The sequence below is a fragment of the Salinarimonas sp. genome (genome assembly GCF_046292825.1).
GTDB lineage: Bacteria > Pseudomonadota > Alphaproteobacteria > Rhizobiales > Beijerinckiaceae > Salinarimonas.
Genome location: NZ_JBKBQG010000004.1, coordinates 13,993 through 34,872, shown reverse-complemented (window position 1 = coordinate 34,872; position 20,880 = coordinate 13,993). Strand labels below are relative to the sequence as shown.

17 protein-coding genes are annotated in these 20,880 nt (G+C 72.2%); 7 read left to right on the top strand and 10 right to left on the bottom strand.

Annotated features, from left to right (window positions below; translation table 11 throughout):
• Window positions 1-216 precede the first annotated feature (216 nt).
• The 5 genes from ACK4UM_RS03425 to clpB form a co-directional block, all read right to left on the bottom strand.
• Window positions 217-1,377 carry a trans-sulfuration enzyme family protein gene (locus ACK4UM_RS03425; protein WP_409795656.1) on the bottom strand — a complete coding sequence of 387 codons (1,161 nt, stop codon included), beginning with the start codon at window positions 1,375-1,377 and terminating at the stop codon, window positions 217-219.
• A 152-nt stretch (window positions 1,378-1,529) separates the two neighbouring features.
• Complete coding sequence (locus ACK4UM_RS03420) at window positions 1,530-1,970, bottom strand: acyl-CoA thioesterase (RefSeq protein ID WP_409795653.1); 441 nt, start codon at window positions 1,968-1,970, stop codon at window positions 1,530-1,532.
• A complete protein-coding gene (locus tag ACK4UM_RS03415; RefSeq protein ID WP_409795651.1) occupies window positions 1,967-3,580 on the bottom strand; it encodes a fumarate hydratase in 1,614 nt (537 codons plus the stop codon). Before ACK4UM_RS03415 ends, ACK4UM_RS03420 begins: the two co-directional genes overlap by 4 nt.
• A 201-nt stretch (window positions 3,581-3,781) precedes the next feature.
• The gene (locus ACK4UM_RS03410) at window positions 3,782-3,922 is read right to left on the bottom strand and encodes a hypothetical protein (protein ID WP_409795648.1); all 141 of its coding nucleotides are present in this window, start codon (window positions 3,920-3,922) and stop codon (window positions 3,782-3,784) included.
• A 385-nt stretch (window positions 3,923-4,307) separates the two neighbouring features.
• A complete protein-coding gene (gene clpB, locus ACK4UM_RS03405; protein WP_409795645.1) occupies window positions 4,308-6,941 on the bottom strand; it encodes an ATP-dependent chaperone ClpB in 2,634 nt (877 codons plus the stop codon).
• A 293-nt stretch (window positions 6,942-7,234) separates the two neighbouring features.
• Here clpB and ACK4UM_RS03400 point away from each other — a divergent pair, with 293 nt between their 5' ends.
• A complete protein-coding gene (locus ACK4UM_RS03400; RefSeq protein ID WP_409795642.1) occupies window positions 7,235-8,380 on the top strand; it encodes a site-2 protease family protein in 1,146 nt (381 codons plus the stop codon).
• A gap of 18 nt (window positions 8,381-8,398) precedes the next feature.
• Here the strand turns inward: ACK4UM_RS03400 and ACK4UM_RS03395 are convergent, their stop codons facing one another.
• Window positions 8,399-8,728, bottom strand: coding sequence for a helix-turn-helix domain-containing protein (locus ACK4UM_RS03395; RefSeq protein WP_409795639.1), 330 nt, complete (start codon window positions 8,726-8,728; stop codon window positions 8,399-8,401).
• Window positions 8,729-8,863: 135 nt separating this feature from the next.
• On the opposite strand from ACK4UM_RS03395, the gene ACK4UM_RS03390 reads away from it, so the two are divergent.
• Both ACK4UM_RS03390 and moaB read left to right on the top strand, forming a co-directional pair.
• Window positions 8,864-9,148, top strand: a complete 285-nt coding sequence (locus ACK4UM_RS03390; RefSeq protein ID WP_409795636.1) for a hypothetical protein — start codon at window positions 8,864-8,866, stop codon at window positions 9,146-9,148.
• 43 nt (window positions 9,149-9,191) lie between these two features.
• Window positions 9,192-9,743 (top strand): molybdenum cofactor biosynthesis protein B, encoded by a 552-nt coding sequence (gene moaB / locus ACK4UM_RS03385; protein ID WP_409795633.1) that lies wholly within the window; start codon window positions 9,192-9,194, stop codon window positions 9,741-9,743.
• Between the two features lie 9 nt (window positions 9,744-9,752).
• Here moaB and ACK4UM_RS03380 read toward each other — a convergent pair whose 3' ends face one another.
• Entirely contained in the window at window positions 9,753-10,256 is a 504-nt protein-coding gene (locus ACK4UM_RS03380) for a hypothetical protein (protein WP_409795630.1), read from the bottom strand.
• A 243-nt stretch (window positions 10,257-10,499) separates the two neighbouring features.
• On the opposite strand from ACK4UM_RS03380, the gene ACK4UM_RS03375 reads away from it, so the two are divergent.
• Window positions 10,500-11,744: a PA0069 family radical SAM protein gene (locus ACK4UM_RS03375; protein WP_409795627.1), complete on the top strand. Its 1,245-nt coding sequence runs from the start codon at window positions 10,500-10,502 to the stop codon at window positions 11,742-11,744.
• 16 nt (window positions 11,745-11,760) lie between these two features.
• Here ACK4UM_RS03375 and ACK4UM_RS03370 read toward each other — a convergent pair whose 3' ends face one another.
• Genes ACK4UM_RS03370 through addB form a run of 3 tightly spaced genes read right to left on the bottom strand, consistent with a single transcriptional unit; the run spans window position 11,761 to window position 19,227 of the window.
• Window positions 11,761-12,486, bottom strand: coding sequence for an endonuclease/exonuclease/phosphatase family protein (locus ACK4UM_RS03370; protein ID WP_409795624.1), 726 nt, complete (start codon window positions 12,484-12,486; stop codon window positions 11,761-11,763).
• Window positions 12,487-12,544: 58 nt separating this feature from the next.
• Entirely contained in the window at window positions 12,545-16,060 is a 3,516-nt protein-coding gene (addA, locus tag ACK4UM_RS03365; protein WP_409795621.1) for a double-strand break repair helicase AddA, read from the bottom strand.
• On the bottom strand, window positions 16,057-19,227 hold the full coding sequence (gene addB / locus ACK4UM_RS03360) for a double-strand break repair protein AddB (protein ID WP_409795619.1): 3,171 nt from the start codon (window positions 19,225-19,227) through the stop codon (window positions 16,057-16,059). The genes addA and addB overlap by 4 nt, the downstream gene beginning before the upstream one ends.
• Before the next feature lie 227 nt (window positions 19,228-19,454).
• On the opposite strand from addB, the gene ACK4UM_RS03355 reads away from it, so the two are divergent.
• The 3 genes from ACK4UM_RS03355 to ACK4UM_RS03345 all read left to right on the top strand — a co-directional run bounded on the left by ACK4UM_RS03355 (window position 19,455) and on the right by ACK4UM_RS03345 (window position 20,865).
• Window positions 19,455-19,853: a PRC-barrel domain-containing protein gene (locus tag ACK4UM_RS03355; protein ID WP_409795616.1), complete on the top strand. Its 399-nt coding sequence runs from the start codon at window positions 19,455-19,457 to the stop codon at window positions 19,851-19,853.
• Between the two features lie 89 nt (window positions 19,854-19,942).
• A complete protein-coding gene (locus ACK4UM_RS03350; RefSeq protein ID WP_409795613.1) occupies window positions 19,943-20,422 on the top strand; it encodes a UPF0262 family protein in 480 nt (159 codons plus the stop codon).
• Window positions 20,423-20,427: 5 nt separating this feature from the next.
• On the top strand, window positions 20,428-20,865 hold the full coding sequence (locus tag ACK4UM_RS03345) for a low molecular weight phosphatase family protein (protein WP_409795611.1): 438 nt from the start codon (window positions 20,428-20,430) through the stop codon (window positions 20,863-20,865).
• Window positions 20,866-20,880 lie beyond the last annotated feature (15 nt).

The window sequence follows — 20,880 nt, the reverse complement described above, 5'->3', positions numbered from 1 at the left end:
GGGTCCCCTTCCCCTGCGCACGCTGCGCGTGCTCCGGCCGGGGATGACACGGTTTCGTGGCTCCAACCGTGTCATCCCCGGCCGGAGCGCCGAAGGCGCGCAGGGGAAGGGGACCCAGCACGGTAAGACGCTTGCGTAGCAAGCTGTTGCGGCGGCGACGAGCCGCCTCGTCGGCGGCCCGGGCATGACGGGGAACACGAGGCCGCCCCTCCCCCCTCACCCCGCATGCGCGGCGCGCAGGGCCTCGTCGAGGTCGCGGTGGAGGTCCTCGGCGTCCTCGATGCCGACGGAGAGGCGCAGGAGATCGGGCGGGCAGGGGGTGTCGGGGCCCTCGATCGAGGCGCGGTGCTCGACGAGGCTCTCGACGCCGCCGAGCGAGGTCGCGCGCGTCCACAGCCGTACGCGGGCCGCCGTCGCGACCGCCGCCGCCTCGCCGCCGGCGACCCGGATCGAGAGCATGTAGCCGAAGCCGTTCTCCATCTGCCGCGCGGCGAGCGCGTGGCCGGGATGGTCGGGGAGGCCCGGATAGAGCACGCGCGCGACGTGGGGATGCGCCGACAGGCGCTGCGCGAGCGCCATCGCCGAGGCGGCCTGGGCGGCGGCGCGCAGGTGGAAGGTGCGCAGGCCCCGCGTCAGGAGATAGGCCTCGAACGGTCCGAGAATCGCCCCGCCGCTCTTGCGCATCGCGACGAGCCGCTCCCAGAACGCGTCCGGCTCGCGTCCCGCGAGCGCGCCGGCGACGACGTCGGAATGGCCGTTGAGGATCTTCGTCGCCGCATGCATCACGATGTCGGCGCCGAGCGTCAGCGGCCGGGTGTGGTAGGGCGAGGCGCAGGTCGAATCGACCGCGAGCCGGGCGCCGGCCCGATGCGCGATCTCGGCGGCGCCCGCGATGTCGGTGACGCCCCAGAGCGGGTTCGCCGGGCTCTCGACCCAGACGAGCCTGGTCCGGCCCGGCCGCATCGCGGCAGCGAGCGCGTCGAGGTTCTCGGTGTCGACGAGCTCGACCTCGAGCCCCGCCCGGCGCGCGTCGCCGAGCAGCCAGGCCCGCAGCGCCCAATACATCACCTTGGGCGCGACGACGTGGTCGCCCGGCTCGAGCGCGCGGAACACGCTCGTCGCCGCCGCCATGCCGGACCCGTAGAGGAGCGCGCCCGCTCCCGCCTCCTCGAGGGCCGCGACGATAGCCTCGGCGTCGCGCACGGTCGCGTTGTCGGGGCGGCCGTAGACGTAGCCCGAGGAATAGGAATTGTCCGGGTCGCGCTCGTAGGTCGTCGCCACGTGGATCGGCGGCACGATCGCCCGCGTCGTCGGCTCGACCCGGCCCATCGCCTGGGCGACGCGGCTCCTGACGGAGAAGGGGGTCTTGTCGCTCATCTCGGCTCCCGCTCGTTGTCCTGCCATCAAGCAGAAGCGGCGGCGAAGGAAAAGGGGTCGGCGGCGCGCGAGCCGGTGCGCGGTTGCGCTCTCGGCCCGCCGATTTCTCCGAACGCCGCCATCCCCCGATTCCGGGAGCGCCGCGCCGACGATCAGACGCGCAGGAGGCGCTCCAGCGCCGCGCGGGCCTCGCCCTCGACGGGCGCGGGGCGGCGCGTCGCGGGGTCGAGCGTCACGCACACGCCCTGCGCGCGGGCCGCGCGCTTGCCCGCGCCGAAGATCGCCTGGTCCATCGTGAAGGAGGTGGTGCCGAGCCGGCTCGCCCAGGTCGCCGTGACGACGTCGCCGGGATAGAACAACTCGGCCTCGAAATCGATCGCGAGCTTGACGATGACGAAGAGCCGGCTCGGCCCCAGCACCGGCCGCAGCCGCTCCTCGAGGAAGCGCACGCGACCGGACTCGCACAACGTCGCGTAGACGACGTTGTTGACGTGGCCGAGCGAATCGCAATCGTTGAAGCGCAGGACGTCGCGCGAGAGCGTCACCCGTTCGTCCTGCGCCAGAGCCTCGAGCTCCGCGTTCGTCTCGCTCATCCGAGGTTGAGCTCCCGGAAGAAGTCGTTGCCCTTGTCGTCGACGACGATGAAGGCCGGGAAGTCCTCGACCTCGATCTTCCAGATCGCCTCCATGCCGAGCTCGGGATATTCGAGCACCTCGACCTTCTTGATGCAATCCTGCGCGAGGCGCGCCGCGGGGCCGCCGATCGAGCCGAGATAGAAGCCGCCGTGCTTCTGGCAGGCCTCGCGGACCTGGTTGGAACGGTTGCCCTTGGCGAGCATCACCATCGATCCGCCCGCCGCCTGGAACTGGTCGACATAGGAATCCATGCGACCCGCGGTCGTGGGGCCGAAGGAGCCCGAGGCATAGCCCGCGGGCGTCTTGGCGGGGCCGGCGTAATAGACGGGGTGGTTCTTGAAATAGTCCGGCATCGGCTCGCCGCGCTCGAGCCGCTCGCGGATCTTCGCATGGGCGAGGTCGCGCGCGACGATCATCGGGCCCGACAGCGAGAGGCGCGTGCGGATCGGGTGGCGGGTGAGCGCGCCGAGGATCTCGGACATCGGCCGGGTGAGGTCGATGCGCACGACGTCGCCGCCGAGCGAAGCCTCGTCGACCTCCGGCATGTACTTCGCCGGGTTGGTCTCGAGCGCCTCGAGGAACACGCCCTCGCGCGTGATCTTGCCGCGCGCCTGACGGTCGGCCGAGCAGGACACGCCGAGCCCGATCGGCAGCGAGGCGCCGTGGCGCGGCAGGCGGATCACCCGCACGTCGTGGCAGAAATACTTGCCGCCGAACTGCGCGCCGACGCCCAGCGCCTGCGTCATCGCATGGATCTCGGCCTCCATCGCGAGGTCGCGGAAGGCGTGCCCGGCCTCCGAGCCCTGCGTCGGCAGGGCGTCGAGATAGCGGGTCGAGGCGAGCTTGACGGTCTTGAGCGTCTGCTCGGCGCTCGTCCCGCCGATCACCACCGCGAGATGGTAGGGCGGGCAGGCGGCGGTGCCGAGCGTGAGGATCTTCTCCTTGAGGAAGGCCGCCAGGCGCTCCTTGGTCAGCACCGAGGGCGTCGCCTGGTAGAGGAAGGTCTTGTTGGCCGAGCCGCCGCCCTTGGCGACGAAGAGGAATTCGTACGCATCCTCGCCGCTCGCATAGATCTCGATCTGAGCGGGCAGGTTCGTCTTGGTGTTCTTCTCCTCGAACATCGACACGGGCGCGAGCTGCGAATAGCGCAGGTTCTTCTTCTCGTAGGCGTCCATGACGCCCCTGGCGATCGCGTCCTCGTCCTCGCCGTCGGTCCAGATCGCGCGGCCCTTCTTGCCCATGACGATGGCGGTGCCGGTGTCCTGGCACATCGGCAGCACGCCGCCCGCCGAGATGTTGGCGTTCTTCAACAGGTCGTAGGCGACGAAGCGGTCGTTCGGCGTCGCCTCGGGATCCTCGAGAATGTGAGCGAGCTGGCGCAGGTGGCCGGGGCGGAGGAGGTGGTTGATGTCGACGAAGGCCTGCTCGGCGAGAAGCCGGATCGCCTCCTCCTCGACGACCACGATCTCGCGCGTGCCGACGCGCTCGACGCGCACGCCCTCCGAGGTCAGCTTGCGATAGGGGGTCTCGTCGGGGCCGAGGGGGAACAGGCTGGACTTCGCGGCCATCGTTCTACTCGCTCTCTCGTCGCGCGCGCGGGCGCTGTCGGCTTCCATCGTGGCCGTCATAGAGCCGAAACGGACGCTTTCCAAGCCGGACCTTCGGAAGCCGGACGACGAGTGAGGTCGCGGCGGGAGCGCGAGCCGCGCAAAAAAAAAGCGCCCCGTGGGGCGCCTCGTCTTTCGGCAATCGCGCGCGGCGTCTGCCTCTCAGGGAAGCAGAGCGGCGAGGCTCAGCTGGGGCGTGGGCAACGCGTAGAGCGCGACGACCGCCGCGACGCCGACGGCGGTGAACACGAAGGACAGGCTCAGGAACGGCAGGTAGTCTCGGTTCGGCAGCCGGAACTGCATGGGCTCCTCCTTCATGAACGGCAGATGAACAACGCTGCTGATGCTCTCCGGTTCCGGAATGGGGCAAGGTGTCTTGCAAGAACGATACCAAATCGCCGCCCACGCGTCGCGCGCCGCTCTCCTTCCCCTCAGGGGAAGGTGGCTCCGACCCCGAACAGGGGTCGGAGACGGATGGGGTTATTCGCTCCGAAGGAGCGAAGGGGCGTTGGGCTTCTCCTAACGTAAGGCGCTCTAGGACGACGCCCCTTCGCCGCGTTCCGCGTCGAATGACCCCATCCGACCCGTCGGCTCCGCCGCCGGGCCACCTTCCCCTGAGGGGAAGGAGAGCGGCGGCGCAGGTCGCCTCGTCGTCGCGGCCCCCTCAGCGGAAGGAGCCGCTCTCCCGTCAATGCAGCGGCGCGCCCTTCGCGGGCTTCGCGTCGCCGCTCGCCTCGCCCACCGCGTAGGCCCCGATCGTCAGGCCGAGCGGGCCCGCCGAGAGGGGGACGGTCTCGCCGTCCTTGACGGTGCCGGCGAGGATCAGCTCGGCGAGCGGGTCCTGCACCGATTTCTGGATCACGCGCTTGAGCGGGCGGGCGCCGTAGGCCGGGTCGTAGCCCTTCTCGGCGAGCCAGTCGCGGGCCTCGGGCGCGACGTCGAGCACGATCTTGCGATCCTCGAGCAGCCGCGCGAGGCGAGCGAGCTGGATGTCGACGATCGCCCCCATCTCCGAGCGCTTGAGCCGGTGGAAGAGGATGATCTCGTCGACGCGGTTGAGGAATTCGGGGCGGAAGGAGGCGCGCACGACCCCCATCACCTCGTCCCGCACCGCCTCCGAATCCTGCCCTTCCGGCTGAGCGACGAGATATTCCGCGCCGAGATTCGAGGTCATGATCAGGAGCGTGTTGCGGAAATCGACCGTGCGGCCCTGCCCGTCCGTGAGGCGCCCGTCGTCGAGCACCTGCAGGAGGACGTTGAACACGTCCGGATGCGCCTTCTCGATCTCGTCGAAGAGCACGACCTGATAGGGCCGGCGCCGCACGGCCTCGGTGAGCGCGCCGCCCTCCTCGTAGCCGACATAGCCCGGAGGCGCGCCGATGAGGCGGGCGACGGAGTGCTTCTCCATGTATTCCGACATGTCGATGCGGACCATGGCCGTCTCGTCGTCGAAGAGATATTGCGCCAGCGCCTTGGTCAGCTCGGTCTTGCCCACGCCGGTGGGGCCGAGGAACATGAACGAGCCGATCGGCCGGTTCGGATCCTGCAGGCCCGCGCGCGCGCGCCGCACCGCGGTCGAGACGGCCTTGACCGCCTCCGCCTGGCCGACGACGCGCTTGGCGAGCGCCTCCTCCATGCGCAAGAGCTTCTCGCGCTCGCCCTCCAGCATCTTGTCGACCGGCACGCCCGTCCAGCGGGAGACGACGGAGGCGACGTGATCGGGCGTTACCGCCTCTTCCATCAGCCCGGACGCCGCCTCGCCCTTGGCTTCCAAGGTCGCGAGCTCGCGCTCGAGATCGGGGATGGCGCCATAGGCGAGCTCGCCCGCGCGCTGATACTGCCCCTGGCGCTGGGCCTGGGCGAGTTCGGTGCGGGCCTCGTCGAGACGCTTCTTGATGTCGGCGGCGCGGCCGAGCTTCGACTTCTCCGCCTGCCAGCGCTCGGTGATCTCCGCCGAGCGCCGCTCGAGCCCGGAAAGCTCGCCCTCGAGCCGGGCGAGCCGGTCCTTCGAGGCGGCGTCCGTCTCCTTCTTGAGCGCTTCGGCCTCGATCTTGAGGCGCACGATCTCGCGATCGACCGAATCGAGCTCCTCGGGCTTCGAATCCACCTGCATGCGCAGCCGCGAGGCCGCCTCGTCGACGAGGTCGATCGCCTTGTCGGGCAGGAAGCGGTCGGTGATGTAGCGGTTCGAGAGCGAGGCGGCCGCGACGATCGCCGAATCGGTGATGCGCACGCCGTGATGCTGCTCGTACTTCTCCTTGAGCCCGCGCAGGATCGAGACCGTGTCCTCCACCGTCGGCTCGGAGACGAAGACCGGCTGGAAGCGGCGGGCGAGCGCGGCGTCCTTCTCGACGTGCTTGCGGTACTCGTCCAGCGTCGTCGCGCCGACGCAATGCAGCTCGCCGCGCGCGAGGGCGGGCTTCAACAGGTTCGAGGCGTCCATCGCCCCGTCCGCCTTGCCGGCGCCGACGAGGGTGTGCATCTCGTCGATGAAGAGCACGATGCCGCCCTCCGCCGCCGTGACCTCCTGGAGTACGCTCTTCAACCGCTCCTCGAACTCGCCGCGATATTTGGCGCCCGCGATGAGCGCGCCCATGTCGAGCGCGAGAAGGCTCTTGTCCTTGAGGCTCTCGGGCACGTCGCCGTTGACGATGCGCAGGGCGAGCCCCTCGACGATCGCCGTCTTGCCGACGCCGGGCTCGCCGATGAGGACCGGGTTGTTCTTGGTGCGCCGCGAGAGCACCTGGATCGTGCGGCGGATCTCCTCGTCGCGGCCGATCACCGGATCGAGCTTGCCCTCGCGGGCGGCTTCCGTCAGATCGCGCGCGTATTTCTTGAGCGCCTCGTAGGCGTTCTCGGAGGTGGCGCTGTCGGCGGTGCGGCCCTTGCGCAGCGCGTTGATCGCCTCGTTGAGCGAGGCCGCCGTGACGTTCGCCTTCGCGAGGGCGCGGCCGGCCTCCGAATCCTTCTCGATCGCGAGCGCGAGGAGGAGGCGCTCGACGGTGACGAACGAATCCTTCGCCTTCTCCGCGGCCTTCTCGGCGGCGTCGAGAACGCGCGCGGTGGCCGGCTGGAGATAGAGCTGGCCCGAGCCGCCCTGGACCTTCGGCATGCGCGAAAGCGCCTGCTCGGTGAGCTGGAGGGCGAGCTTGGGATCGCCGCCCGCGCGCGCGATCAGCCCCGCCGCCATGCCCTCGGCATCGTCGAGCAGCACCTTGAGAATGTGCTCGGGGGCGAATTGCTGATGGGATTCGCGCAGAGCGAGCGTCTGGGCGGATTGCAGGAACCCGCGCGCGCGCTCGGTGAATTTTTCGATGTTCATGGGACGCACTCCTCCAGCCGAACGGTCGACGTCCTCCATCGAGGCCCGCGCGACCGCGCCACGCGTGAGGGCCGGCCCTCGCACGAGCGACCGGCCCGCCGTTGAGATGGGAGGCGCGGCGGGGTGCCGCAAGTCCGATCCGGATCGTCCCCTATGGCGCTTTCAGCGGTACGGGTGTTGTGATCGGCGCGCCGTGCTGCGACGCTCTCGCCCAGTACGGTTCCGCAACGGTTCCGCGCGAGAGAACGTTGCCTTGCCGCGGGTGGGCGCGGGCGCTTGGGAGACGAACGACGATGATCTGGTCCTTTCCGATCGCCACCATCCGGGGAACCGTGGTGAAGATCCACGTCACCTTCGTCCTCTTCCTGATCTGGCTCGCGGGCATGGCCTGGCAGCAGGGCGGCCCGCTCGCCGCGCTCGATCTCGTCGTGTTCGTGATCCTGCTCTTCGCCTGCGTCACCGCCCACGAATTCGGCCATATCTTCGCCGCGCGCCGCTACGACATCCGCACCCCCTCGGTGATCCTCTCGCCGATCGGCGGCATCGCGAGCCTCGAGCGCATCCCCGAGAACCCCCGCCAGGAGCTGATCATCGCGCTCGCCGGACCCGCCGTGAACGTGGTGATCGCGGCCGTCCTGTTCCTGATCCTGCGCGCGAGCGTCGATCTCGCGACCGTCGAGCCCGAGGAGCTGATGGCGATCGAGAATCCGGGCGTCTCGCTCGTCGCGCGGCTCGCGGCGGTGAACGTCCTCCTCGTCGTCTTCAACCTGATCCCGGCCTTCCCGATGGACGGCGGGCGCGTGCTGCGCGCGCTCATCGCGATGCGCCGCCCCCACGCGCAGGCGACGCAGATCGCGGGCCGGATCGGGCAATTCGCGGCCGTCGTCTTCGCCGTGGTCGGCCTCCTCTACAACCCGATCCTGCTCGTCATCGCGATCTTCGTCTATCTCGCGGCGGGCGCCGAGGTCGAGCAGGCCAAGATGAAGGGCGCCACCGACGACACGAGCGTCGGCGCCGCGACGATCTCCATCGTCGAGACGCTCTCGCCCAATGCCCGCCTCGACGACGCCGTCGATTGCCTGATCCGGACCACGCAGACCGAGTTCCCCGTCGTCGACGGGGCGGGCCGGGCGCGCGGCCTCGTCACCCGCGACGTGCTCATCCCCGCTCTGCGCAAGGGCGATCCGGACACGCCCGTCCTCGACATCATGATCCGCGACGTGCCCGAGATCCGCGCCGACCTGCCGCTCGCGGAAGGCATGGCGCTCCTGCAGACGAGCCGGGCGCCGGCGCTCTTCGTGCTCGACCGGGCGGGGCGGCTGATGGGCCTCCTCACCCGCGAGAACCTCGCCGAGGTGATGATGGTGCGCCAGGCGCGGCCCGATTGGCCGCTCCACGCCCCGCGGCACTACCAATGGCGCGATCACACCTACGGGTGAGGGACGCACGTGTTGCGATCAGCTCGCGAGGACGGCGAGGATCTTCGAGGCGCGCGCGAGCTCGTCCTCGTTCATGCGCGAGAGCGTGGCGTGGATCTTGACGACGAGCCGCCCGCGCGAGCCGCCGCGCGCCCCGCTCTGGTCGATGCCGAAGAAGGCCACCTCCGGCTGGTCGAGCGCGTCCGCGAGGCGCTCGATCGTCGGGAAGGACGGCGCGGCGACGCCGCGTTCGATCTTCGAGATCATCTCCGCGGTCAGAGCGGCGCGCTCCGCCAATTGGCCCTGCGTCAGGCCTCTGGCCTTGCGCAGGTTCCTCAGGTTCGCGCCGAAAACCACAGCGAGGGACACGGGACACCATCTCGTTGTATGCTGACGCAGGGTGACGCTCTGCCGCGCCCGCGAACATGAACTGTGGTTCCGAAGGTGAGGCCGGATGAACTATAGTTCTGATTCACGGCGTATTCGCTAGCTGATTGCGAGAAAATGTTCGACTCGGCTATCCTCTGGTTGTTGATCGGGGCGGTCCCGCTCGCTGCGGCGGCATGGCTCGCCCACGATCACTGGCTCGCGCCCGCGCGCGTGCCGGAGGAGGAGATCCGCCGCCGCGCCGACGATTTGCGCGCGCGCCACGGCGCCCGGGCGCAGGACGAGGCGGCGCGGCGGGAGCGATCGGCCTGGGCCGAGCTCGATTCGCGCGAGCAGGGGATCTGGCGGCGCGTCCGCCGCCGCCTCGCCCGCGACGCGCGCGCCCGTTCCGGCGCGGGCTGAAACCGGCTAGAAGCGAGGGACGCAGTCCCGCGGAGCCCCTGGTATGCCGATCGACGAGAGCCTGCCCTTCATCCCCGTGCGCATCGCGGTGCTCACGGTCTCCGATACCCGCAGCCTGGCGGAGGACCGCTCGGGAGACACCCTCGTCGCGCGCCTCGAGGCGGCCGGCCACGCGCTCGCCGATCGTGCCATCGTGCGCGACGACGTCGAGGAGATCCGCGGCGTGGTGCGCCGCTGGATCGCGGATCCGGGCGTGGACGTCGTCATCACCACCGGCGGGACCGGCTTCACCGGCCGCGACGTCACGCCCGAGGCGATCGAGCCGCTCTTCGAGAAGCGGATGGACGGGTTCTCGGCGATCTTCCACCGGATCAGCTACGACAAGATCGGCACCTCGACGCTGCAATCGCGGGCGACCGCGGGCGTCGCCGGCGCGACCTATCTGTTCGTGCTCCCCGGTTCGCCCGGCGCCTGCAAGGACGCCTGGGACGGCATTCTCGCCCTGCAGCTCGACTATCGCCACCGCCCCTGCAACTTCGTCGAGATCATGCCCCGCCTCGACGAGCATCTGAGGCGCGGCAAGGCGCAGGGCTGAGTGCGCCCTCTACTCGCGGGAGAGATCGCGCTCGCGGATGAGGCGCACGGCGACGCGATCGATCCGCGGCCTCGCGCCCTCCTCCAGATGCCGCCGATGGGCGAGATCGCCCGCGCGCGGGCCGGAGCCGAGGCGCGCGAAGGGCAGCGCGAGCCAGTCGCGCGGGCGCGCGGGCACCCGCACGAGGCGGCCGATCGCGGCCCCGTTCCCCGCCAGCGCGCAGAAACGGTCGAGCGTGCGCGGCCAATCGTCGATCGGCACGTCGCCCGCCTCGAGGCACAGGAGCCAATCCCGCCGCGCGGCCTGCGCCCCGGCCCGCCATGGCTCGGAGGCGGCGACGACGAAGGTAGCCCCGGCAGCGTCCGCGATCGTCGCGACGTCCGGGCTCGCCTCTGGCGCGATCACCACCGCATCCGCGACGACGCCCTGCGCCACGCCGGTGACGAGCGCCGACAACGTCGCGCCGAGCAGGGCGACGTTGCCGCCGCGATGGTGAACGAGAGCCGTGATCATGCCTCTTCATAAACGAAAATCGGCGTGAAGAGGTGATGCTGCGGCGCAACAGAATGCGGCGCGGTCGATGCCGCTGGGGCAGCGCGTGGCACGGAAGATGGGGCGATCTCCGGATGAGACTTGCGCAGTTCCCTTTTTGTTCGTAGAAGGGAACCCGGAACGAAGGCGGAACGTAACCGAATCGGAGCGCGATTCCGCAGGACGTCTCCAGAAGCGGCACCTCTCCAGAAGGGAGACGAGAGCATGAGCCCGATCGCCCAGACCGCGCAACGTGCGCCCGCCCACGGGACCGGAACCGGTCGGCATGTCCTGATCGGCGGCCAGCGCGAGCTCGATCGGCGGGCCAAGGCGCTCGTCCACGGGCGGCCGGATGCGCTCGCCGAGCGGGAGCGGCGGGGGCGCGGCGCCTCGACGAACGAGACCGGCCGCTTCGAGCGCTTTTCGCGCGAGGCCTTCCTCGAGGACGGCGCGGATCCGCGCGCCCCCCTCGACGAGGAGCCCGTGCCGGCGCTGCGCACGCAGGTGACGACGGAGCGCCCGCGCACCATCATCGCCCGCAACACGTCGCCCGACATCGGCTTCGATCGCTCGATCAACCCCTATCGCGGCTGCGAGCACGGCTGCTTCTACTGCTTCGCGCGCCCGACCCACGCCTATCACGGCCTCTCGGCGGGACTCGATTTCGAGACGAAGCTCTTCGCCAAGCCCAACGCGGCCGAGCTCCTCGCGCGCGAGCTCGCCGCGCCATCCTACGAGCCGCGCCCGATCGCGCTCGGCGCCAACACCGATCCCTACCAGCCGATCGAGCGGCGCTATCGGATCACCCGCGGCGTGCTCGAAGTGCTGGCGCGGACCCGCCACCCGGTCGGGATCGTGACGAAATCCGCCCTCGTGACGCGCGACGTCGATCTCCTCGGGCCGATGGCGGAAGCGGGGCTCGCCAAGGTCGCAATTTCGCTCACCACGCTCGACCCCGCGCTCGCACGGGCGATGGAGCCGCGCGCCGCGTCTCCGCAGAAGCGCCTCGAGGCGATCCGCCGGCTCACCGACGAGGGCATTCCCGTGACGGTGCTCGTCGCGCCGGTGATCCCGGCGATCAACGATCACGAGATCGAGCGCATTCTCGACGCGGCGCATGCGGCCGGCGCGCGGGAGGCGGGCTACGTGCTCCTGCGGCTGCCGCACGAGCTCAAGGATCTCGCCCGCGACTGGCTCCTCGAGCACCGCCCGGACCGGCTCGAGCGGGTCCTCTCCCTCGTGCGCGACACGCGCGGCGGCAAGGAATACGACGCCGCCTGGGGCGCGCGGCAGACGGGCCAGGGGCCTTACGCGTGGATGATCGGGCGCCGCTTCGAGACCGCCGCGCGGCGGCTCGGCCTCAACGCCCGCGACAAGCGGCTGCGCCTGCGCACCGACCTGTTCGAGAAGCCCGCCCGCGGTCCGAGCGCCCGCGCCGCCGACCCGGCACAGCTCGCGCTCTTCGCGTGAGCGCCGCGCGCGCGTCTCAGTCCTGATCCTCGAAGGCGAGTTTCGCGGCAAAGGGAAGATGGTCGGAGGCGACGCGCGCGGTGGGGGTGCGCAGCGCCTGCGGCTCGCGGAAGCGCGCGCCGTTCGCGCCCATGATGTGGTCGATCCGGGTCAGCGGCATCCAGGAGGGGAAGGTCGCGTGCCGCTCGGGCGTCGCGGCGCGCGCGCAGACGAGCCGCTCGGCGAGGCGGCGATAGGCGGCGGCGCTGCGGCCGGCATTGAGATCGCCCATGAGGATCGCCGGGTTCCTCGCGGCCTCGATCCAGTCGGGGCCGAGGAGCGCCTGCGCCTGCGCCAGCCGGTCTCGCGCCGAGAGGACCGCGAGATGCGTGCAAAAGACGTCGACCTCGCGCCCGTCCACGTCGACCGCGCACCAGAGCGCGCAGCGCCGCTCGGGCATTGCCGGGCCGAGCCGCGGCAGAGGCCCGCCCTTGACGAGGCGCATCGGTCGATCGGTGAGGATCGCGAGGCCGAACTCGTCCTCGCCGAAGCGCGCCGTGCGCTGGAAGGCGAAATCCATCTTCAGATCGTCGGCGAGGCGGGCGAGCGCGTGCGCGTCCTCGCCCGCTTCCCGGAAGCGCACCTCCTGGAGGGCGACGATCCGCGCCTCGCTCTCGGCGATCGCGCGCGCGACCCGCCCGCGATCGCGCCGTCGATCGGTACCGACGAAACTGTGGACGTTGTAGGTCAGGACACGAACCATGGCGTCCGATGTGGGGTGTCGCGGGCGCTGCGCAAAGACGGGCGACGACGCGACGCGCTCACGCGGCGTCCGCGGCGATCCGGGCGAGCGCCTCGGCGAGCGCGCGATCGGGGATGCGGCGCACGAGAGGGCCTGCGGTCCACACGACCAGCGCCTCGATCCGCCGACCCGGAAACGCGCGCGAGAGAAGCGCCGCGTAGAGCGCCATCTGCCGCAGCGTGCCCTCTCGGATCGGCGCGTCCTCGGCCGGCGGGCGCGCCGCGGTCTTGAAGTCGACGAAATGGACCGCCTCCGGCGTGATCGCGAGGCGGTCGATCTGGCCCGAAATGGCGAGCGTGGCGCCGCCTGGCAGGAGGACGCGCCCGGCGACCGGCGCCTCGGCGAGCGCGTCGGGGGCGAAGAGCGGCGCGAGCGCGGGCTCCGCGATGATCGCGAGCGCCGAGCCCACGATGCGCGCCCGCCGCTCCTCCGGCAGCGACGGCGCGCGCGCGGCGACGAAGGCCTGCGCCGCCCGGGCGCGGGAGGCGGGATCGAGCCGCGGCAGCCGCTCGATCAGCGCGTGCGTCAGCGTGCCGGCGAGGCGCGCCTGCGCGACGAACGGGCGATCGGCCGGCCGCGGTCGTCGATCGGCAGCGGCGAGCGCGCTCGAGGGACGCAGCGGCGGCGCCGGCTCCCGCTCGGGCGCGACGGGTCGCGTCGCCCAGGCCGGGAGTTCGGTGCGGGCATCGGCAGCGGCGGAATTCGCTCCGCCCGCGCCGGTCTGCGCTTGCGTGCCGGCGGCGGAGCGCGCGCCGGGAGGGTCGCGCCACAGGAGCGCCTCGCCGTAGGCGAGCGTCGCTTCCTCCGCGGCGGCGCCGTCGAGGGAGGTCTCGACGAGGGCGCGGCGGACCATGGCCGCCCAGGCGGCGTCCGGCTCGTCGCCTTCGGCGCGGTTGAGGAAAGGCGCCACGACGAGATGGTCCTTGGCGCGGGTGAGCGCGACGTAGAGGAGCCGGTTCGTCTCCTCCGCCTGTCGCTCCTGCATGGCGGCGCGGGCGGCGGCGAGGGCCGCGCAATCGTGGTCCTTGCCCGGCGACCAGACCGGCAGCGGCGTCCCGTCGCGGCCCGCGACCGAGAGGAGCCCCGGGAGGCTCCCGGCGCGGGCGCCGCAATCGTCGAGCACGACGACGACGGGCGCTTCGAGGCCCTTGGCGCCGTGGACCGTCATCACGCGCACCTCGTCCGCGCCGCTCTCCAGATCGCGCTTGAGCTCACGGGTGACGCCCTCGAAGCCCGCGAGGAAACGCCCGAGCGACGGGGCGAGCGGCGCTTCGGAATCGCGCGCGAGGCCGACGAAGGCGTCGATCGCGTCCCCCGCCTCCGCGCCGAGGCGCGCGACGAGCGCGCGGCGGCCGCCTTCCGGCCCGACGAGCGCCGCGTAGAAGCCGAACGGGCCGAGCGGCGCGAGTTCCTGCCAGCGCGCGAGCGCGCGCGCCCCGCGCGCCGCCGCCTCGTCCCCCGCTTCCGCCGCACGCACGAGGGCGCGCGCGAGCGAGGTCTCGCCGCGTCCGACCGCGATGCGCACGAGGTCGTCGTCGGTGAGCGCCACGAGCGGCGTCTTCAGGGCGCAGGCGAGCGTCAGATCGTCGTCGGGCAGGAGCGCGGCGCGACCGACCGCCAAGAGGTCGGACACCGCGATGTGCTCGGAGATCACCAGACGGTCGGCGCCCGCGACCGGGATGCCGAGATCCTTGCACGCCTTGATGGTGGCGAGGAAGGCGGCGTTGCGCTTGCGCACGAGGACGAGGACGTCGCCGGGCCGACGCACCCGCCCGTTCGCGTCCCCGGTCGTGATCCAGGTGCGGATCGCCCGCGCGAGGGTGCGCGCGACGACGATCGCGGGCGCGCTGTCCTCGACCGCATCGACCGGATGCGTCCAGGCGTCGGGCTCCTCGCGCGCCGCCGGGCGGACCACCGGCCAGAGCTCGACGAGGCCGGGCGCGCCGGGGCGCGCGCTCTGGTGGACGGTGCCCACGGGCCGATCGCTCGGATCGAGCCCCTTGGCGTGCTCCGGCCGCGCGAAGACCGCGTCGACGGCCTCCAGCACGCGCGGCGTCGAGCGGAACGAGACGGTGAGCGGCACCTCGTCGAAGGGGTGGCCGATCGCGGCCGTGCGCGCGCGCCAGAGCAACCGGCTCGCCTCGAAGGCGCGGGGGTCGGCACCCTGGAAGGAATAGATCGACTGCTTGGGATCCCCCACCGCGAAGATGGTGCGCACCCGCTCCCCGGCCGCGCCCGCACCCGCGTGGAAATCGGCGGTGATGTGGCGCAAGACCTCCCATTGTTCGGGATTGGTGTCCTGCGCCTCGTCGACGAGCACGTGGTCGATGCCGCGGTCGAGCTTGTAGAGCAGCCAGGCGCCGTCGCCGCGGCGCAGGAGCGCGAGGGTGCGACCGATCAGATCGTCGAAATCGAGCGCGCCGAGGCGTCTCTTGCCCGCGGCGATCTCGGCTTCGATCGCCGCGGCGAAGCCGAAGAGCGCGCGGGTGCGCGCGAGGGCGGCGGCGGCCTTGCGCTTGTCGGCGAGCGCCACGAGCCGCGCCTGCTCGGCCCGCAGCCGCTCGAGCGTCGCGGCGCCCGCGGCCTTGGTGGCCAATCGGCTGTCGGCGCGCGGCTCGCCGCGGCCGTCCTCCTTGAAGAAGACGCAGAGATAGAAGCCGAGCGCGGCAACGTCGTCCGGCGCGCTCGCGGCCTCGCGCAGGCGCTGCGCCTGCTCGGCGTCGATCGCCTTGCCGGTCGCGGCGAGCGCCTCGGCGATGGCGAGACGCTCGGCGCGAGGGATGCCCTCGTCCAGCATGGCGCGCACGAGGCTCGCCTCGTCCTCGCCGGGAGCGAGCCCGAGCGCGCGCGCGATCTCGGAGAGCGCGGCCTCGCGCGCCGCCTCGTCGCCGAGGAGCCCGGCATGGCGGCGCGCCTGCGCGAGAATGGCGGCGAGCCGGTCGCCGGAGGCGACGAGGCTCACGGTCCGGAACGCGTCGGCGAGCGCGGCGTCGCCGCCCCGAGCGCGGGCGAGGACGCGCCCGAGCGCGTCCGCCGCGAGCTCGTCCGATTGCGCGTCGTCGAGCACGGAGAAGCGCGCGGGCACGTTCGCCTCGAACGGGGCGAGGTGGAGGAGGCGCTCGCAGAAGGCGTGGATCGTCTCGATCTTGAGCCCGCCCGGGGTTTCGACGGCGCGCGCGAACAGGCGCCGCGCCGCCGCGCGGCGCTCGGGATCGGGCGCGGCGCCGTCGAGCGCGGCGAGCGCGGCGTCGAGCGCCGCGTCTTCCGCGACCACCCATCGCGCCAGCGTCTCGTAGACGCGGATCGCCATGTTGGCGGCTGCCGCCTTGGTGAAGGTGAGGCACAGGATCCGCCCCGGCGGCGTCCCCGCGAGCATGAGGCGCAGGACCCGATCGACGAGAACCTTGGTCTTGCCCGCACCCGCATTCGCCGAGACCCAGGCCGAGCGCGCGGGATCGGCCGCGCGGCGCTGGCGCGCGGTCGTCTCGGCGATGATCGGCGGCACCGGCCCGCCCGCTCCCGTCTCGCCGCTCACGGCTCGCCTCCCTCGTCGAGGCCGCCCGACGCGGACCATTCCTTGACGCGCGCGAGGTGGTCGTAATCGGAATAACGCTGCGCGTATTGGGCGAAGGGGCGCGAGAGATAGGCGTATTCGCCCCCGAGGAAGCGCGCGAGGAGGCCCACGAGGCGCGCGCGGTGCTCGGCCACGAGCTCGGGCACGCTGCGCGGATCGCCGCGCGGCGGATCGATCGGGCAGGGGACGAAGGGCTTGGCTCCGCCGGAGGCGTGCACGTAGAGGAGATCCGTCTCGCCCGCGGGCGGCGCCGCGCCCGTGAACGCGCCCTCGCCGAGCATCGCGGCCTCGAGCGTCAGCTGCGGCGAGAAGCCGGCGAAGACCATCTTCTTCGACGGCGGCGTTCCGGTCTTGAAGTCGACGATCGTGGCGCCGCCGTCGCGACGCCGCTCGATGCGGTCGGCACGGGCGGAGAGGGTGACGGTCTGCGTGCCGACGAGGAGATCGAGCGCGCCCGCCCGTTCCACGAGGATCTCGGCGAGCCCGGCGCGCCGCTCGTATTCCCAATCGAGGAAGCCGTCGACCATCCGCTCGAAGCGCGGCTCCCATTCGGCGTGCAGAGCGGGATAGGCGCGCGCGATGGGCGCGAACGCGTCCTCGGCGATGCGCCGCAGGCTCTCCCGCGCGCGCTCGCGCTCGGGCAGCGCAAGCGGGTATTCCTCGACGAAGCGGCTGAAGATCTCGTGGGCGATGGTGCCGCGATCGGCCGCACCGGGCTCGGCGGCGATCGCCTCGAGCGCGTCGAGGCCGAGCACGTGGCGCGCGAAGATGGCGTAGGGATCGCGGATGAGCGTCTCGATCTCGGTGACGCTCAGGCGGCGCGGGAACAGAGCGGGGTCCGGCCGCGGGGCCGGGCGCGGCAGGGGCGGCGCCGGGGCGGCGGCGTCGAGCGCGCGGGCGATGGCGAGGAAGCGCTCCCCGCGCGCGCGCATCGCCGCGTGCGCCGTCTCGCCCGCGAAGGCCTCGATGCGCTGCAGGAAGCGGGAGGGCACGCTCGGCGCCCCTTCGCGCTTGGCGGCGCGGGTGATCACGGCGTCGCGCGTGCCGAGCGCCTGGAGGAAATCGTGCGCGGTCTGGCCGATGCGGCGCTCGGGCGGCGCGAGACCGAGCTCGACGCGCAGCGGCCGGTTGAGAAAGGCGTCGTCCTTCGCCCGCGGCGGCCAGATCCCCTCGTCGAGACCGCCGAGCACGACGCGGTCGACGCGCAGGAGACGCGCCTCGAGGAGACCGAGGATCTTCACCCGCGGATGGGCGCGACCGGTCCCCCCGTCCGCCCGCCGCTCGCGCGCGAGAGCGGCGAAGAAGGCGGGGTAGTCGGCGAAGCGGCCCGCCGGCGCGGTGTCGGGATCGACGAGGGCGAGATCGTCGAAGAGGGTCGCGAGCGCCTCCTCCCCGGAATCGCCGCCGTCGTCGTCCCCGGCCCCCTCGGCCTCTCCTTCGCCCTCCGCACGGGCGAGGAGCGCATCGAGCGTGACGCGATGCGCGGCCGCGAGCGCGCACAGCCCGATCCGCGCCTCCGGATCCGCCGCATTCGGGGAGAAGCCGGCGAAGGCCTCCGCCATGCGGGCGAGAAACGCGTCCGCGAGCGCCCAGTCCTCGGCCGCGATGCGGCGGCGCGGGCGCGGCACCCGGCGGCTGCGCCCGCTCTCGATCCGGCGCAGATCGAGCGCCGCGCGCAGCCCCGCGAGCCCGGCGCCCGGCTCCGGCCCGCGCAGGAGCCCGATCTCGAGCGTGGCGCGCGCCCGCGCGACCTCGGAGGCCGTGAAGCCGAGGCGCAGGCTCGGGTGCTCGACGAGCGCGAGGAAGGCGAGCGGCGCGAAATCCTCGGCGACGGCCTCGGCCGCGAGCCGCGCGAGGCGCCCGGCCGGCGCGTCCGCGAGGCTCGTTCCGGCCGAATCCTCCGCCACGACGCCCCAGCGGCCGAGCTCCGCGCAGACCCGGCGCGCGAGACCGCGATCGGGCGTCACGAGCGCCGCGATGCGCCCGGGCTCCGCCAGCGTCTCGCGCAAGGCGACCGCCGCCGCGAGCGCCTCCTCCCGCTCGTCCGCCGCCTCGACCAGCGCGATCCCGTCCGTCCCCGCCGCGGCGAGAGCGAGCCGCTCGGCGGCCGGGATGCGCGCCCACGCATCCGTCGTTTCGGCCGGGCGCATCGCCTCCGACAGGAGCCGCTCGCGCGCGCGGGCGCCCTCCCCCAGCGTCTCGCCGCCGAGGATCGCCACGTCCTCGCGCCGGATCCCGAGCGGACCCGCGAGGAGCCGCGCCATCGTCGCCTGCGGATGATTGTGGAGCGGCGGTCGCACGCCGTCCCCCGGGACCGCGGCGAAGGCCGAGGCGTCGAGATCCCGGTCGAGCCCCGGCAACACCACGGCGCCGGCGGGAAGGCGCGCGATCGCCGAAAGCAGGCGCGCGGTCGAGGGGATCGACCCCGTCGAGCCCGCGGCGATCACCGGCCCGCGCGGCGGATCGCGGGCGAGCCGCGCGGCCTCCGCGTCGACGAGAAGGCTCGCGCGCCGCGTCGGATCGCTCGCGCCGCGCTCGGCGAGGATCGCCGGCCAGGCCTCGAAGGCGATCTTCAGGAAATCGAGGGTGAGGGCGAAATAGCGGGAGAAATCGCCGTCGACCGCGGCGCCGAGCCGCTCCCAGGGCACGCCTTCCAGCACGAAATCGTCCATCAGCCGCTCGAGATCGCCGGCGAGCGAGACGGCGTCGGCCGGCGAGGAGGGCACGAGGAAGGGCGTTCCGGCGTCGAGCCGCGCGAGATCGCGGTCGATCGCCTGCGACCAGGCCTGGATGAGGCGCGCGAGCAGGAGGCGGCGCTCGAGCGGCGCGATCGGCGGCGGCAGCGCCCCCTCGCCCTCCCCCGCGAGCCCCTCCTCGGCGGCGAGCGCGAGTTCGGCCTCGTCCGCCTCCCCGAGCGGAACGATGCGCGGCAGGACGAGCGCCTCCGCGCCGCTGCGCTCGGCGATCTCGGCGGCGAGCGCGCGCGCGGCCCGCCGCGTCGGCAGATAGATGGTCGCGGACGCGAGCGCGTCCGGTCCCGCATGGGCGGGGAAGCCCGGCACGAGGCGGCCGGAGAGGAGGGCGTCGGCGAGGGTCGCGAGGACGGGCGCGCCGGGGGGTATCGACAAGACGCGCGCCAAAGCCTCCCCCTTCCCGTTCGCGACGAGCACGCCCCGATGGCGCTCTCGCGAGAGAACAATAGAGGAACGATCGCCCGCGTCAACCGCGATTCCACCGCCGCCCACCGCTCCTCCACAGGGGCGTCGCGGAACGCTCGGCGCGCGCGCCGCGTTCGTCGCCAGAGGCCGAGTTCGGCCACGATCGACGAAGCATCGGGATACGCGAGGAGCGCGCCATGGAGACCGGCACCGGACGAACCAAGCACCGCCTGATCGCCTCCGACCGCGTCGAGGGCACGCCCGTGCGTCGCTCGAACGGCGAGACGATCGGCACGATCGAGCGGGTGATGATCGACAAGCTTTCGGGCAAGGTCGCCTATGCGGTGATGGGGGTCGGCAGCCTGCTCGGGCTCTCGCACAAGGAATTCACGCTTCCCTGGGGCGTCCTGCATTTCGACCCCGACCTCGACGCCTACCGCCTCGACCTGACGGACGACCAGCTCCGCGAGGCCCCGCGCGAGGGCGGCGAGCGCACCGACCCCTCCTTCGAGCGCGAATGGGAAGAGCACGTGCACCGCTATTACAATGCGACGCCCTATTGGGGCGTGTCCGATCCGATGTCGGAAGGGCGCTGAGACCATTTCGGCCTCTCGCATCGCAGCGCAAATGCCGTAAGCTCGGGGGGCACGCGACGCGCCGTGCGCCGGGGGAGGCGTTTGCCCGCATGCCGAAGGACACCAAGGACAGGCTCGTTCGCGTCGTGCTCGACGAGGCCTCGATCGGGCGCGGCAATCCCGATCAGGAGCACGAGCGCGCCATCGCCATCTGGGACATCGTCGAGGCGAATCGCTTCGCCATTCCCGAGGATGCCGGCGGGCCCTACGCCCTGCGGCTCGGCCTCGTCGAGAACAAGCTCGCCTTCGAGATCCAGCGCGAGACCGGCGAGGCGGTGATGACGCATTACCTCTCGCTCACCCCCTTCAAGCAGGTGATCAAGGATTACCGCACCGTCTGCGAAAGCTATTACGCCGCGATCCGAACCGCCTCTCCGCAGAAGATCGAGGCGATCGACATGGGGCGGCGGGGGCTGCACGACGAGGCGGCCCATCTCCTGCGCGAGCGGCTCGACGGCAAGGTCGAGGTCGATTTCGACACCGCGCGCAGGATCTTCACGCTGATCTTCGCCCTGCACTGGAAAGGCTGACGCCCTTGGCGGACGGCGCGCGCGTCCACTCGGTCCTGTTCGTGTGCAATTTCAACGCGGTCCGCTCGCCGACCGCGGAGGCGCTGGCGCGCCATTATTTCGGCCGCTCGACCTATGTGCAATCGGCGGGCGTGCGCCGGGGCGAGACGGACCCGTTCATGATCGCGGCTCTGGAGGAGATCGGCATCGACGCCTCGCGCCACAAATGCCGGACGCTCGAGGAGCTCGAGGAATGGGAGGGGCTCAATTTCGACCTGATCGTCACCCTCACCCCGGAGGCGCACCACGCCGCCCTCGAGCTGACGCGCACGATCGCGGCGGAGGTCGAATATTGGCCGACCCCCGATCCGACGCTCGCGACGGGCTCGCGCAGCCAGAGGCTCGAGGCCTATCGTGACACCCGCGACTTCCTCAGCGAGCGCATCCGCAAGCGGCTCAAGTGAGGGCGCCGACGCCCG